Genomic DNA, 14,481 nt, shown 5'->3' with positions numbered 1-14,481 from the left:
CGTGCTCCTTACCGTCCTAACGGGTGACCCGGGTGTCAGGTGTTGCTTACGGCCGTTCTGTCCTGGACGGCCGCGACCGCCTCAGCCGTTGCTCGGACCGCCGAGCTGAATGCCCGCCATGCGCGACCATTCGTACGGACCGGTCTTCACCTTGGCCGCGAAGTCACCGTCGAAGTCCTCGTGGACGGTGATCCCGGCCTTCTCGACAGCGCTCAGCGCGATCGCATAGGTGGGGGCCACCAGGTCGCCCCAGCCGCCGTCGTCACCGACCAGGACGATGCGGGTGCCTTCGTGCCCGATGTACGCGACCTGCCCCTCGGCACCGCCGTGCGCCTGGGCGAAGGCACCGATCTGCTTGGCAAGCTTCGCCGCCCTCTTCTCCGCGCGGGCGGCCTGCTTGCTGTCCTCAACCTGCTGCGTCTCTGCCACGTCTGCCATAGCCAGGATGCTACCGACGGGTAGATCAACTGGCGACGGGCGGGGCACGTGGCGTTCAACACCACGTGCCCCGCCCGTCGGCGAGTCTTCGGCTCAGGGGATCAGCAGAATCAGCGCAGGAAGGGGTCGACCGCGACCGCCACGAACAGCAGCGAGACGTAGGTGATCGACCAGTGGAAGAGCCGCATCTCCTTGAGCTTGCCGCCCGTGACCTCCGCCTTGGCGCGGTTCTGGAGGCCGTGCGCCTCCCACAGCCACCAGCCGCCGGTCACGAAGGCGACCACGGTGTAGAACCAGCCGGTGTAGCCGAGGGGCTGCAGCAGCAGCGAGACGGCGACCATCACCCAGCTGTAGAGGACGATCTGGCGGGCGACCACCTTGTTCGACGCCACGACCGGCAGCATCGGCACGCCCACGCGGGCGTAGTCGTCCTTGACCTTCATGGACAGCGGCCAGTAGTGCGGCGGCGTCCAGAAGAACATGACGAGGAAGAGGATGACCGGGGCCCACGACAGGGAGTTGGTCACCGAGGACCAGCCGATGAGCACCGGCATGCAGCCCGCGATGCCGCCCCAGACGATGTTCTGCGAGGTGCGGCGCTTCAGGATCATCGTGTAGACGACCACGTAGAAGAGCAGTGCGCCCAGGGCGAGCCACGCGGACAGCCAGTTGACGACGAGGCCGAACAGCAGCGTCGAGGCGATCGCGAGCGCGATGCCGAACGCGAGGCACTCCCGGGGGCTCACCATTCCCGTGACCAGGGGCCGCTGGGACGTACGGTCCATCAGGGCGTCGATGTCACGGTCGATGTACATGTTGAGCGCGTTCGCGCCGCCCGCGGAGAGGTAACCGCCCAGGCAGGTCACGAAGACCAGCCACAGGTCGGGCACCCCCTGCTCGGCGAGGAACATCACCGGAACGGTGGTGATCAGGAGGAGTTCGATGATTCGCGGCTTGGTCAGCGCCACGAACGCCATGACACGGGCCCCGAGCGGCCGGTGGCTTGGGCTAGAGCTCGTCCCAATTGCTCCCGCTGGACGGGATTCAACGGCCGTCACGCACACCCCTGACAGAGACTTCCCAGCAAGCCGCATCGGACGTTCAGACATGAAGATCCGGTAAAGGCTCGCGCGTACCACGCCACTGTAGACGTTGCCCATACCTCGCCCATCGCGGGGGTGGGGTCGTGTTGAGCGGCGTGTTGGGCTGCCCGAAACGCGGCCCGACACCCGTTCAGATGAGCGGTCCGGCACTCGTTCTTCGAGTCCAGATGAGCGGCTCGCGGATCACATGGTGAACACCGTGGATCCCTTTCGGGAGGCGGATACCGGCGCACCCCGGCACTCTGGAATGACTCGAAAAAATGCACGTCTTTACAGCGGTAGGCTCGACATCGGCCGGTGGGATCTACATCGCCGGCATTCGACATGTGGAGAGGAGCCCTGACTCAGGGTGAGCACCAAGCCGACCACCACAGACCTCGAGTGGACCGAACTGGACCAGCGGGCTGTTGATACTGCCCGCGTCCTGGCCATGGACTCCGTACAGAAGGTCGGCAACGGCCATCCTGGTACGGCCATGAGCCTCGCGCCCGCCGCGTACACCCTCTTCCAGAAGGTGATGCGGCACGACCCCGCTGACGCCGAGTGGACCGGGCGCGACCGGTTCGTTCTCTCCGCGGGCCACTCGTCCCTGACCCTCTACATCCAGCTCTACCTGGCCGGCTTCGGCCTGGAGCTCGATGACCTGAAGGCCTTCCGCACCTGGGGCTCGAAGACCCCCGGCCACCCGGAGTACGGGCACACCACGGGCGTGGAGACGACGACGGGCCCCCTGGGCCAGGGCGTCGCCAACGCCGTGGGCATGGCGATGGCCGCCCGTTACGAGCGCGGCCTGTTCGACCCGGACACCGCTGCCGGCGAGTCGCCGTTCGACCACCACATCTTCGCGATCGCCGGTGACGGCTGCCTCCAGGAGGGCATCTCCGGCGAGGCGTCGTCGCTGGCCGGGCACCAGAAGCTCGGCAACCTCGTGCTGCTGTGGGACGACAACCACATCTCCATCGAGGGCGACACGGAGACCGCGGTGTCCGAGGACACCATGAAGCGGTACGAGGCCTACGGCTGGCACGTCCAGCGCGTGGAGCCCAAGGAGGACGGCGACCTCGACCCCGCCGCCCTCTACGAGGCGATCCTGGCCGCGAAGGCCGTGACGGACAAGCCGTCCTTCATCGCGATGCGCTCGATCATCGCCTGGCCCGCCCCGAACGCGCAGAACACCGAGGCCGCGCACGGCTCGGCGCTCGGCGACGAAGAGGTCGCGGCCACCAAGCGTGTCCTCGGCTTCGACCCGGAGCAGACCTTCGAGGTCTCGGACGAGGTCCTCGCGCACACCCGTGCGGCGCTGGACCGCGGCCGTGACGCCAAGGCCGAGTGGGAGAAGGGCTTCGCCGCCTGGCGCACCGCGAACTCCGCGCGTGCCGCCGAGTTCGACCGCGTCGCCGCGGGCGAGCTGCCCGCCGGCTGGGAGGAGAAGCTCCCGGTCTTCGAGACGGGCAAGGGTGTCGCGACGCGTGCCGCGTCCGGCAAGGTCCTGCAGGCGCTCGGCGCGGTGATCCCCGAGCTGTGGGGCGGCTCCGCCGACCTCGCGGGCTCGAACAACACCACGATCGACAAGACGTCGTCGTTCCTCCCCACGGGCAACCCGCTGCCGGGGGCGAACCCGTACGGCCGCACGATCCACTTCGGCATCCGCGAGCACTCCATGGCCGCGGAGATGAACGGCATCGCGCTGCACGGCAACACCCGCATCTTCGGCGGCACCTTCCTGGTGTTCTCCGACTACATGCGCAACGCCGTCCGTCTCTCCGCGCTGATGCACCTCCCGGTGACGTACGTGTGGACGCACGACTCCATCGGTCTCGGCGAGGACGGCCCGACGCACCAGCCGGTCGAGCACCTGGCCTCGCTGCGTGCCATCCCGGGCCTGAACGTCGTCCGCCCGGCGGACGCGAACGAGACCGCGGTCGTGTGGCGCGAGATCCTCAAGCGCTACACGAAGGAGTTCGGCAAGGGTGCCCCGCACGGCCTCGCGCTGACCCGTCAGGGCGTGCCGACGTACGACCGCGAGGTCACCGAGGGCGCCGTCAAGGGCGGCTACGTCCTCTTCGAGGCCGACGGCGGCACCCCCGAGGTCGTCCTCATCGGCACCGGCTCCGAGGTGCAGCTCGCCGTCGAGGCGCGCGAGCAGCTCCAGGCCGCGGGCGTGCCCACGCGGGTCGTCTCGATGCCGTGCGTCGAGTGGTTCGAGGCGCAGGACCAGGGGTACCGCGACAGCGTCCTTCCGCCGTCCGTCAAGGCGCGCGTGGCGGTCGAGGCGGGCATCGGCCTGACCTGGCACCGCTTCGTGGGTGACGCCGGCCGCATCGTCTCGCTGGAGCACTTCGGTGCCTCGGCCGACGGCAAGGTGCTCTTCCGCGAGTTCGGTTTCACCGCCGACCACGTGGCCGCAGCCGCCCGGGAATCGATCGACGCCGCTCAGCGCTGACGCCGACATACGACCAAGTAGGAGATGTAATCCCCATGACAGACGCACTCAAGCGCCTTTCCGACGAAGGCGTCGCGATCTGGCTGGACGACCTGTCGCGCAAGCGGATCACGTCCGGCAACCTCGCCGAGCTGATCGACCAGAGTCACGTCGTGGGCGTCACGACGAACCCGTCGATCTTCCAGAAGGCGATCAGCAGCGGTGACGGCTACGAGCAGCAGGTCTCGGACCTCGCCGCCCGCGGTGTCACCGTCGAAGAGGCCATCCGCATGATCACGACGGCGGACGTCCGTGACGCCGCCGACATCCTGCGCCCGGTCTTCGACGCGACGGGCGGCCAGGACGGCCGCGTGTCGATCGAGGTCGACCCGCGCCTGGCGCACAACACGAAGTCGACGGTCGCCGAGGCCAAGCAGCTCGCCTGGCTGGTGGACCGCCCGAACACGCTCATCAAGATCCCGGCGACGAAGGCGGGCCTGCCCGCGATCACCGAGGTCATCGGCAAGGGCATCAGCGTGAACGTGACGCTGATCTTCTCGCTGGAGCGCTACCGCGAGGTCATGGACGCGTACCTGGCGGGCCTGGAGAAGGCGAAGGCCGCCGGCCTGGACCTCTCCAAGATCCACTCGGTGGCGTCCTTCTTCGTGTCCCGCGTGGACACCGAGATCGACAAGCGCCTGGACGGCATCGGCACGGACGAGGCCAAGGCCCTCAAGGGCAAGGCCGCCCTCGCCAACGCCCGTCTGGCGTACGAGGCGTACGAAGAGGTCTTCTCGTCCGACCGCTGGGCCGCGCTCGACAAGGCGCAGGGCAACAAGCAGCGTCCGCTGTGGGCCTCGACCGGCGTCAAGGACCCGGCGTACAAGGACACCCTGTACGTCGACGACCTGGTCGCGCCGAACACGGTGAACACGATGCCGGAGGCGACCCTGGAGGCCGCCGCCGACCACGGTCAGATCACCGGCAACACCATCGCGGGGACGTACGACACCGCGCGCGGCGAGATCGAGGCCGTCGAGAAGCTCGGCATCAGCTACGACGACGTGGTGCAGCTGCTCGAGGACGAGGGCGTCGAGAAGTTCGAGGCGTCCTGGAACGACCTGCTCAAGTCCACCGAGGCGGAGCTCAAGCGCCTCACCCCTTCGGAGGGCTGACCACCTTGTCAAGCAGCAATCCGCTGCGTGACGCCGCAGACCGACGGCTCCCGCGTATCGCGGGGCCGTCGGGCCTGGTCATCTTTGGCGTCACGGGCGATTTGTCCCGTAAAAAGCTGATGCCCGCTGTGTATGACCTCGCCAACCGAGGTCTGTTGCCGCCGGGCTTCTCGCTCATCGGCTTCGCGCGTCGCGACTGGGAGGACGAGGACTTCGCCCAGGTCGTCCACGACGCGGTCAAGCAGCACTCGCGCACGCCGTTCCGCGAGGAGGTCTGGCAGCAGCTCATCCAGGGGATGCGCTTCGTCCAGGGCAACTTCGACGACGACGCCGCGTTCGAGCAGCTCAAGGCCACCATCCAGGACCTCGACAAGGCACAGGGCACGGGCGGCAACTTCGCCTTCTACCTGTCGGTGCCCCCGAAGTTCTTCCCGCAGGTCGTCCAGCAGCTCAAGAAGCACGAGCTGGCGGACGCCCCGCAGGGCTCCTGGCGCCGCGCGGTCATCGAGAAGCCCTTCGGACACGACCTGACGTCGGCCAAGGAGCTCAACTCGATCGTGCACGAGGTGTTCGCCCCGGACCAGGTGTTCCGGATCGACCACTACCTCGGCAAGGAGACCGTCCAGAACATCCTGGCGCTCCGCTTCGCCAACCAGATGTTCGAGCCGATCTGGAACCGGTCGTACGTGGACCACATCCAGATCACGATGGCCGAGGACATCGGCATCGGCGGCCGGGCCGGGTACTACGACGGCATCGGCGCCGCCCGTGACGTCATCCAGAACCACCTGCTCCAGCTGATGGCGCTGACCGCGATGGAGGAGCCCGCCTCCTTCGACGCGAACGCGCTGGTGGCCGAGAAGGCGAAGGTCCTGGGTGCCGTGCGGCTGCCCAAGGACCTCGGCGAGAGCACGGTCCGCGGTCAGTACGCCGCGGGGTGGCAGGGCGGCGAGAAGGCCGTCGGCTACCTCCAGGAAGAGGGCATCGACCCCAAGTCGAAGACCGACACCTACGCGGCCATCAAGCTGGAGGTGGACAACCGCCGCTGGGCGGGCGTCCCCTTCTACCTCCGCACCGGCAAGCGCCTTGGCCGCCGCGTCACCGAGATCGCGGTCGTCTTCCAGCGCGCGCCCCACTCCCCCTTCGACCACACGGCGACGGAGGAGCTGGGCCAGAACGCGATCGTCATCCGCGTCCAGCCCGACGAGGGCATCACGGTCCGGTTCGGCTCGAAGGTGCCCGGCACCTCGATGGAGATCCGCGACGTGTCGATGGACTTCGCCTACGGCGAGTCCTTCACCGAGTCCAGCCCGGAGGCGTACGAGCGCCTGATCCTGGACGTCCTGCTCGGCGACGCCAACCTCTTCCCGCGCACGGAGGAGGTCGAGCTCTCCTGGAACATCCTCGACCCGATCGAGGAGTACTGGGACAAGCACGGCAAGCCCGCGCAGTACCCGTCCGGGACCTGGGGCCCGTCCGAGGCGGACGAAATGCTCGCACGAGACGGACGGAGCTGGCGTCGCCCATGAAGATCGACCTTACGGACACCACGTCCAGCAAGATCAACAAGGCGCTCGTGAAGGGGCGCAGGGCGATCGGCACCCCGGCCGTCGGCATGGTGCTCACCCTCGTCATCGTGACCGACGAGGAGAACGCCTACGACGCCCTGAAGGCCGCCAACGAGGCGTCGCGCGAGCACCCCTCGCGCACCCTGGTCGTCATCAAGCGCGCCGCGCGCTCGCCCCGTGACCGCACGACGTCGCGTCTGGACGCCGAGGTACGGGTCGGCGTCGAGGCGGGCACCGGCGAGACGGTCGTCCTGCGGCTGTACGGCGAGGTCATCAACCACGCCCAGTCGGTCGTCCTGCCGCTGCTGCTTCCCGACGCCCCCGTGGTCGTGTGGTGGCCGGTCAACGCGCCGCTCAACCCGGCCAAGGACCCGCTGGGCGCCCTCGCTCAGCGCCGCGTCACGGACACGTACGCCGCCGAGCAGCCGATCCACGAGCTGACCGCGCGCGCCGACGCCTACCACCCCGGCGACACGGACCTCTCCTGGACCCGGATCACCCCGTGGCGCTCGATGCTCGCGGCGGCCCTCGACCAGATCCACTGCAAGGTGACGTCGGTCGAGGTGGAGGGCGAGGAGTTCAACCCGAGCTGCGAGCTGCTCGCCATGTGGCTCGCGGACCGGCTCTCCGTCCCCGTGAAGCGCTCGCTCTCCGCGGGCCCCGGCCTCACCGGCGTACGCATGGACACCGACTGCGGTCCCATCGTGCTCGGCCGGGCCGACGGCTCGCTCGCCACGCTCTCCATCCAGGGGCAGCCCGACCGTGCGGTGGCGCTCAAGCGCCGCGAGACGGCCGAGCTGATCGCCGAGGAGCTGCGCCGTCTCGACCCGGACGACACCTACGCGTCCGCGCTGAAGTTCGGCGTGGACCGTCTTGGCGAGCCCGCCGAGGAGACCACGGTTCCCGCGGTGGAGGAGCCCGCCGAGGCGGCGAAGAAGACCGCCCCAGCGAAGAAGACCCCGGCCAAGAAGGCGGCGACGAAGTGAGCGCGGCGCCGCAGCTGGTCGTGCACCGCGACAAGGAGCTGATGGCGCAGGCCGCCGCGGCCCGCCTCATCACGAAGATCGTCGACGCGCAGGCCGCCCGCGGCTTCGCGTCGGTGGTCCTCACGGGCGGCCGCAACGGCAACGGCCTGCTCGCGGCGCTGAGTTCGTCCCCCGCGAAGGACGCGATCGACTGGTCGCGCCTGGACCTGTGGTGGGGCGACGAGCGCTTCCTGCCGGACGGCGACCCGGAGCGCAACTACACCCAGGCCAAGGAGGCACTGCTCGACTCGGTGCCCCTGAACCCGGCCCGGGTGCATCCGATGCCCGCGTCGGACGGTGCGTACGAGGTGGACGCGGCGGCCGGGATGTACGCGGCCGAGCTCACCGCGGCCGCGGGGCCCGAGGACCACGGTCCGGTGCCGACGTTCGACGTGCTGATGCTGGGCGTCGGCCCGGACACCCATGTCGCGTCGCTCTTCCCGGAGTTGCCCGCGGTCCGCGAGACGGAGCGGACGGTGGTCGGCGTGCACGGCGCGCCCAAGCCGCCGCCCGTCCGCATCACGCTCACGCTGCCGGCGATCCGCTCGGCGCGCGAGGTGTGGCTGCTCGCGGCCGGCGAGGACAAGGCGAACGCCGCGGCGATCGCCCTGTCGGGCGCGGGTGAGGTGCAGGCGCCCGCCGCGGGCGCGTACGGCAGGTCGCGGACGCTGTGGCTGCTGGACACGGCGGCGGCCTCGCAGCTGCCGCGCGACCTGTATCCGCCGGCTTCTTCCTGACCGGTTCGCATTACGGCAGTACGGCCCGGCCCGCCTCTCGGCGGACCGGGCCGTACTGTTTCAGCTGCTGCTCAGAGGATCAACGCCCGCGCAGGGTGCGGTACTTGGCGACCAGCGCCGTCGTCGAACCGTCCAGGTCCGGCACGTCCGCGCCCTCGGTCAGGGCGGGCTCGATGCGCTTGGCGAGGACCTTGCCGAGCTCGACGCCCCACTGGTCGAACGAGTCGATGTTCCACACGGCGCCCTGCACGAACACCTTGTGCTCGTAGAGCGCGATGAGTTGACCGAGAACCGACGGCGTCAGTTCCTTGGCGAGGAGCGTCGTCGTCGGGTGGTTGCCCTGGAACGTCTTGTGCGGGACGAGCTCTTCCGGCACGCCCTCGGCCCGCACCTCGTCGGGCGTCTTGCCGAAGGCCAGCGCCTGCGTCTGCGCGAAGAAGTTGGCCATCAGGAGGTCGTGCTGGGCCACCAGGCCGGGCAGCAGATCACCGACTGGTTCGGCGAAGCCGATGAAGTCCGCCGGGATCAACTTCGTGCCCTGGTGGATGAGTTGGTAGTACGCGTGCTGGCCGTTGGTGCCCGGCGTGCCCCAGACGACCGGTCCCGTCTGCCAGTCGACCGGCTCGCCGTCACGGCCCACGGACTTGCCGTTGGACTCCATGTCGAGCTGCTGGAGGTAGGCCGTGAACTTGGAGAGGTAGTGCGAGTACGGCAGGACCGCGTGCGACTGGGCGTCGTGGAAGTTGCCGTACCAGATGCCCAGCAGGCCGAGCAGGAGCGGCACGTTCGACTCGGCGGGCGCCGTGCGGAAGTGCTCGTCGACGAGGTGGAAGCCGTCCAGCATCTCGCGGAAGGCGTCCGGGCCGATCGCGATCATCAGCGACAGACCGATCGCCGAGTCGAACGAGTAACGGCCACCGACCCAGTCCCAGAACTCGAACATGTTGGCCGTGTCGATGCCGAAGTCGGAGACCTTCCCGCCGTTCGTCGACAGGGCCACGAAGTGCTTGGCGACGGCGCTCTGGTCGGCGCGCAGGCCGGTCAGGAGCCAGTCGCGCGCCGAGGTGGCGTTCGTGATCGTCTCGATGGTGGTGAACGTCTTTGAGGCGATGATGAACAGGGTCTCGGCCGGGTCCAGGTCCCGCACGGCCTCGTGCAGGTCGGCGCCGTCGACGTTCGACACGAAGCGCACGGTGAGGTCGCGGTCGGTGAAGGACCGGAGCGCTTCGTACGCCATGGCGGGACCGAGGTCCGAGCCGCCGATGCCGACGTTCACGATGTTCTTGATGCGCTTGCCGGTGTGTCCGGTCCACTCGCCGGAGCGGACCTTGTCCGCGAAGGCGGACATCTTGTCGAGCACGGCGTGCACGCCCGGCACCACGTTCTCGCCGTCGACCTCGACCACCGCGTCCCGCGGGGCGCGCAGCGCGGTGTGCAGGACGGCGCGGTCCTCGGTGGTGTTGATCTTCTCGCCGCGGAACATGGCGTCCCGCAGGCCGAAGACGTCGGTGGCCGCGGCAAGATCGCGCAGGAGCGTCAGCGTCTCGTCCGTGACGAGGTGCTTGGAGTAGTCGACGTGCAGGTCGCCGACCTGGAGCGTGTACTGCGTGCCGCGCGCCGGATCCTTCGCGAACAGCTCACGCAGCTGCACCTCCCCCAGCTGCTCCCGGTGCTTGCTGAGCGCCGCCCATTCGGGCGTCTGGTTGAGCCTGGCGCGGCTTTCTGCGTTCATCTCGGACTTCAGCCTTCTCTCGTACCTGTGTACGTACCTTGCCCCGCTGCACGTTCCAACCTAATTGATCAGGGCCCGATATGAGATCTCTGAAGCTGTCTGTCCGCACACGTGCCAGTAAACGCCGCGTGAAAAACACAGCGGCCGGACATCCACGGATGTCCGGCCCTTCGCACGCCCTAGATCTCGCCCCGCAGTTTGGCCAGCGCCTCCGCGAGAATCGCCTCGCCGTCCGCGTCGCTGCGCCGCTCCCGCACATACGCCAGGTGCGTCTTGTACGGCTCGGTGCGGGGCGGGTCCGGCGGGTTGTCCCGGTCCTGACCTGCGGGAAAGCCGCAGCGGGGGCAGTCCCACGTATCGGGGACCTGCGCGTCGCTGGCGAAGCTGGGCACCGTCTCGTGTCCGTTGGAGCACCAGAAGGAGATGCGCAGTCGCGGCGCGGACTCACCGCGCTCGGCCTCGCCCATCGGCCCCGCCCCGACCCGACTTCCTCGGATCGCGTTGCCACTTGCCACGGTCGTAACTCCCTGCGTGATGGTGCTGCTGCGGGCGCCTCAGTCTACGTAAGGCCCAACGCGCGTCCAGTGTTTGGAGTTACACCCCACCCAGAGACGCAAGCCCCATGATAATCCGCGCCGTGCGGCGCGCACCGTACATGGGGCTTTAAGCGAAGCTTTCGCAAGGTAGCAATCAAGCCGCTTTCGCGGTCAGTTGTTCACCTTCATCAACAGGCCGAGCACGACAATGCACGCGAACCAGAGAAGACCGACCACGACAGTGATGCGGTCGAGGTTGCGCTCGGCGACCGACGAGCCGCCGACGGAGGACTGCATGCCGCCACCGAACATGTCGGAGAGACCGCCGCCCTTGCCCTTGTGCATCAGCACCAGCAGCATCATCAGCAGGCTGAAGACGATCAGGGCGATCGAGAACCCCATAACCACGGCTGGACCAACTTCCTCGGAACTGGATAGACGACGGGGGCCGGTGCCTCGCTGAGCGAAGCCGCCCGGCCCCCGCAAGGGTACGACGTATCGGCGCTACCGCATACTCACTGGTCGCGGAACCGGACGATCTTGACGAACTCGTCGGAGTCGAGCGCCGCGCCGCCCACGAGGGCGCCGTCGACATCGGGCTGCGCCATGATCGCGGCCACGTTGCCGGACTTCACGGAGCCGCCGTACTGGATGCGCACCTTGTCGGCGAGCTCCTGCGAGTACAGCTCGGCGAGGCGGCCGCGGATCGCGCCGCACACCTCCTGGGCGTCCTCGGGGGTCGCGACCTTGCCGGTGCCGATGGCCCACACCGGCTCGTAGGCGATGACGATGGTCTCGGCCTGCTCGGCGGGGAGGTCCTTCAGACCGCCGTCGAGCTGGGCGAGGGTGTACTGGATCTGCTGGCCGGCCTCACGGATGTCGAGGCCCTCGCCGATGCAGAGGATCGGGGTCAGGCCGTGCTTGTAGGCGGCCTTCACCTTGGCGTTGCAGATCTCGTCGGTCTCGTCGTGGTACTGACGGCGCTCGGAGTGGCCCACGGCCACGAACGTGCACTTCAGCTTGGAGAGCATCGGGCCCGAGATCTCGCCGGTGTAGGCACCGGTGTCGTGCGCCGAGATGTCCTGGGCGCCGTACTTGATCTTGAGCTTGTCGCCGTCGACCAGGGTCTGCACCGAACGCAGGTCGGTGAAGGGGGGCAGGACGGCGACCTCGACGGCCTCGTAGTCCTTGTCGGCCAGGGCGAAGGCGAGCTTCTGGACGTGCGCGATGGCCTCAAGGTGGTTGAGGTTCATCTTCCAGTTGCCGGCCATCAGCGGGGTACGCGTAGTCATCAGGTGTCAGTTCTCCAGTGCGGCGAGGCCGGGGAGCGTCTTGCCCTCGAGGTATTCGAGGGAGGCGCCGCCGCCGGTGGAAATGTGGCCGAATGCGTTCTCGTCGAATCCCAGCGTCCGGACGGCCGCGGCGGAGTCGCCACCGCCGACGACCGTGAAGGCCGGGGAGTCGAGGAGGGCCTGGGCGACCGCCTTGGTGCCCTCGGCGTAGTCGGGGTGCTCGAAGACGCCCATCGGACCGTTCCAGAAGACGGTGCCCGCGTCGGCGAGCTTCGAGGCGTAGAGCTTACGGGTCTCGGGTCCGATGTCGAGACCCTCCTGGTCGGCCGGGATGGCGTCCGCGGCGACCGTGGTGGGGTTGGCCGGGGCCTTGGTCTTCAGGTCCGGGAACTCGGTGGAGACCAGCACGTCGACGGGGAGGACCAGCTCGACGCCGCTCTCCTGTGCGCGCTTGATGTACTCCTTGACGGTCGGGACCTGGTCCTCCTGGAGGAGGGAGATGCCGACCTCGTGGCCCTGGGCCTTCAGGAAGGTGTAGGCCATGCCGCCGCCGATCAGGAGGCGGTCGGCCTTGCCGAGCAGCTGGTCGATGACGGCCAGCTTGTCGGAGACCTTGGCGCCGCCGAGCGCGACGACGTACGGACGCTTGACGTCCTCGGTCAGCTTCTTCAGGACGCCGACCTCGGTGGCGATGAGGAAGCCCGCGTAGTGCGGCAGGCGCGCCGGGAGGTCGAACACGGAGGCGTGCTTGCGGTGCACCGCACCGAAACCGTCGCCCACGTAGACATCCGCGAGGGCGGCGAGCTTGTCGGCGAACTCGCCGCGCTCGGTGTCGTCCTTGGACGTCTCGCCCGCGTTGAAGCGGAGGTTCTCGATGACGGCGACCTGGCCGGGCTCGAGACCGTCGACCGCGTCGTGCGCGGCGGGGCCGACGGTGTCCTGGGCGAACGCCACGGGCTTGCCGAGGAGTTCACCGAGGCGCTCGGCGGCGGGAAGCAGCGAGAACACCGGGTCCGGGGCGCCCTTGGGGCGGCCGAGGTGCGAGGCGACGATCACCTTGGCGCCGGCTTCGACGAGCTTGGTGACGGTCGGCAGGACGGCGCGGATGCGGCCGTCGTCGGTGATGGTGCCGTCGGCGAGCGGCACATTGAGGTCGGCGCGGACGAAGACCCGCTTGCCTTCGACCCCTTCGGCGAGAAGTTCACGAATCGTCTTCATGGCTGGACTCCAGGACTCCTTTAGAGGGCTGACGTGCAACAAGGCCCGGACCACGCAGTATTGCGCGGTCCGGACCCTGTGCTCACATCGAGGTGCCTGCTCTGGTGATCAGAGCTGACCGCCGACGAAGACCGTGAGGTCGACGAGGCGGTTGGAGTAGCCCCACTCGTTGTCGTACCAGCCGAGGATCTTCACCGTCTTGCCCTCCTGGACCATGGTCAGGGAGGAGTCGAAGGTGCAGGAAGCAGGGTCGCTGACGATGTCGGACGACACGATCGGGTCCTCGGTGTAGAAGAGGATGCCCTTGAGGTCGCCGTCGTCGGCGGCCTTCTTGAACGCGGCGTTGACCTCGTCCTTGGTGACGTCACGCTGCAGGTCGACGACGAGGTCGGTGGCGGAACCGGTCGGGACCGGGACGCGCATCGCGATGCCGTCGAGCTTGCCCTTGAGCTGCGGAAGGACCAGAGCGGTGGCCTTGGCGGCACCGGTCGTGGTCGGGATGATGTTCTCGGCGGCGGCGCGGGCGCGGCGCAGGTCCGAGTGCGGGAAGTCCAGGATGCGCTGGTCGTTGGTGTACGCGTGCACCGTCGTCATCAGGCCCTTGACGATGCCGAAGTTCTCGTCGAGAACCTTCGCCATCGGCGCCACACAGTTGGTGGTGCAGGACGCGTTCGAGATGACGTGGTGGTTGGCCGCGTCGTACTTGTCCTGGTTGACGCCCATCACGATGGTGATGTCCTCGTCCTTGGCCGGAGCCGAGATGAGGACCTTCTTGGCGCCACCGGCGATGTGCTTCTCGGCGTCGGCCTTCTTGGTGAAGATGCCGGTCGACTCGATCACGATGTCGACGCCCAGCTGACCCCAGGGGATGTCGGCGGGGTTGCGCTCGGACAGCACCTTGATGGTGTGGCCGTCGACCGTGATGGTGTCCTCGGTGTGCGACACCTCGGCCTTGAGACGGCCAAGGATGGTGTCGTACTTCAGGAGGTGCGCCGTAGTCGCGGTGTCACCCAGGTCGTTGACAGCCACGATCTCGATGTCCGCACCCTGCTCAAGCAGCGCCCGGAAGTAGTTGCGCCCGATGCGGCCGAAGCCGTTGATGCCTACGCGGATCGTCACGAACCGATCTCCTCGTTGGTACGCCGGTTTCAGACGCCGGCGAGTTGTATGGGATGTCCCCGACCGATCCCGACCCTACCTCTCTGAGGGCCTTTGGGTGACATCGACAGGGGTCC

General features: G+C 68.3%; 13 protein-coding genes. 5 read left to right on the top strand and 8 right to left on the bottom strand.

Annotated elements, in window-relative coordinates:
• Positions 1 to 81: 81 nt before the first annotated feature.
• The gene (locus tag OG302_RS31370; protein WP_371529840.1) at positions 82 to 438 is read right to left on the bottom strand and encodes a hypothetical protein; all 357 of its coding nucleotides are present in this window, start codon (positions 436 to 438) and stop codon (positions 82 to 84) included.
• A gap of 110 nt (positions 439 to 548) precedes the next feature.
• On the bottom strand, positions 549 to 1,502 hold the full coding sequence (locus tag OG302_RS31365; protein ID WP_371750290.1) for a heme o synthase: 954 nt from the start codon (positions 1,500 to 1,502) through the stop codon (positions 549 to 551).
• Between the two features lie 388 nt (positions 1,503 to 1,890).
• On the opposite strand from OG302_RS31365, the gene tkt reads away from it, so the two are divergent.
• Genes tkt through pgl form a run of 5 tightly spaced genes read left to right on the top strand, consistent with a single transcriptional unit; the run spans position 1,891 to position 8,468 of the window.
• Entirely contained in the window at positions 1,891 to 3,984 is a 2,094-nt protein-coding gene (gene tkt, locus OG302_RS31360; protein WP_371529839.1) for a transketolase, read from the top strand.
• 35 nt (positions 3,985 to 4,019) lie between these two features.
• Complete coding sequence (gene tal / locus OG302_RS31355) at positions 4,020 to 5,138, top strand: transaldolase (protein ID WP_371529838.1); 1,119 nt, start codon at positions 4,020 to 4,022, stop codon at positions 5,136 to 5,138.
• Positions 5,135 to 6,667, top strand: a complete 1,533-nt coding sequence (gene zwf, locus OG302_RS31350) for a glucose-6-phosphate dehydrogenase (RefSeq protein WP_361828426.1) — start codon at positions 5,135 to 5,137, stop codon at positions 6,665 to 6,667. Before tal ends, zwf begins: the two co-directional genes overlap by 4 nt.
• Positions 6,664 to 7,692: a glucose-6-phosphate dehydrogenase assembly protein OpcA gene (opcA, locus tag OG302_RS31345; protein ID WP_371529837.1), complete on the top strand. Its 1,029-nt coding sequence runs from the start codon at positions 6,664 to 6,666 to the stop codon at positions 7,690 to 7,692. The genes zwf and opcA overlap by 4 nt, the downstream gene beginning before the upstream one ends.
• Positions 7,689 to 8,468 carry a 6-phosphogluconolactonase gene (gene pgl, locus OG302_RS31340; RefSeq protein WP_371529836.1) on the top strand — a complete coding sequence of 260 codons (780 nt, stop codon included), beginning with the start codon at positions 7,689 to 7,691 and terminating at the stop codon, positions 8,466 to 8,468. The genes opcA and pgl overlap by 4 nt, the downstream gene beginning before the upstream one ends.
• A 79-nt stretch (positions 8,469 to 8,547) precedes the next feature.
• Here the strand turns inward: pgl and pgi are convergent, their stop codons facing one another.
• The 6 genes from pgi to gap all read right to left on the bottom strand — a co-directional run bounded on the left by pgi (position 8,548) and on the right by gap (position 14,365).
• On the bottom strand, positions 8,548 to 10,200 hold the full coding sequence (gene pgi / locus OG302_RS31335) for a glucose-6-phosphate isomerase (protein WP_371529835.1): 1,653 nt from the start codon (positions 10,198 to 10,200) through the stop codon (positions 8,548 to 8,550).
• 179 nt (positions 10,201 to 10,379) lie between these two features.
• A complete protein-coding gene (locus OG302_RS31330) occupies positions 10,380 to 10,715 on the bottom strand; it encodes an RNA polymerase-binding protein RbpA (RefSeq protein ID WP_078077905.1) in 336 nt (111 codons plus the stop codon).
• Between the two features lie 192 nt (positions 10,716 to 10,907).
• A complete protein-coding gene (gene secG / locus OG302_RS31325; protein ID WP_135329442.1) occupies positions 10,908 to 11,138 on the bottom strand; it encodes a preprotein translocase subunit SecG in 231 nt (76 codons plus the stop codon).
• Between the two features lie 113 nt (positions 11,139 to 11,251).
• Positions 11,252 to 12,028, bottom strand: coding sequence for a triose-phosphate isomerase (gene tpiA / locus OG302_RS31320; protein ID WP_361826404.1), 777 nt, complete (start codon positions 12,026 to 12,028; stop codon positions 11,252 to 11,254).
• Positions 12,029 to 12,034: 6 nt separating this feature from the next.
• Positions 12,035 to 13,246, bottom strand: a complete 1,212-nt coding sequence (gene pgk, locus OG302_RS31315; protein ID WP_371529834.1) for a phosphoglycerate kinase — start codon at positions 13,244 to 13,246, stop codon at positions 12,035 to 12,037.
• A 108-nt stretch (positions 13,247 to 13,354) separates the two neighbouring features.
• On the bottom strand, positions 13,355 to 14,365 hold the full coding sequence (gap, locus tag OG302_RS31310; RefSeq protein ID WP_249590615.1) for a type I glyceraldehyde-3-phosphate dehydrogenase: 1,011 nt from the start codon (positions 14,363 to 14,365) through the stop codon (positions 13,355 to 13,357).
• Between the last annotated feature and the right edge of the window lie 116 nt (positions 14,366 to 14,481).

Source organism: Streptomyces sp. NBC_01283 (genome assembly GCF_041435335.1).
In the GTDB taxonomy this organism is placed as follows: domain Bacteria; phylum Actinomycetota; class Actinomycetes; order Streptomycetales; family Streptomycetaceae; genus Streptomyces.
Note: the sequence above shows the minus strand (reverse complement) of the source record. Positions and strands in the feature narration are given on the sequence as shown.

Coding starts and splice junctions, on each gene's coding strand:
- OG302_RS31370 (WP_371529840.1), bottom strand. CDS start 438: ATGGCAGACGTGGCAGAGACGCAGCAGGTTGAGGACAGCAAGCAGGCC.
- pgk (WP_371529834.1), bottom strand. CDS start 13,246: ATGAAGACGATTCGTGAACTTCTCGCCGAAGGGGTCGAAGGCAAGCGG.
- tpiA (WP_361826404.1), bottom strand. CDS start 12,028: ATGACTACGCGTACCCCGCTGATGGCCGGCAACTGGAAGATGAACCTC.
- pgi (WP_371529835.1), bottom strand. CDS start 10,200: ATGAACGCAGAAAGCCGCGCCAGGCTCAACCAGACGCCCGAATGGGCG.
- opcA (WP_371529837.1), top strand. CDS start 6,664: ATGAAGATCGACCTTACGGACACCACGTCCAGCAAGATCAACAAGGCG.
- secG (WP_135329442.1), bottom strand. CDS start 11,138: ATGGGGTTCTCGATCGCCCTGATCGTCTTCAGCCTGCTGATGATGCTG.
- tal (WP_371529838.1), top strand. CDS start 4,020: ATGACAGACGCACTCAAGCGCCTTTCCGACGAAGGCGTCGCGATCTGG.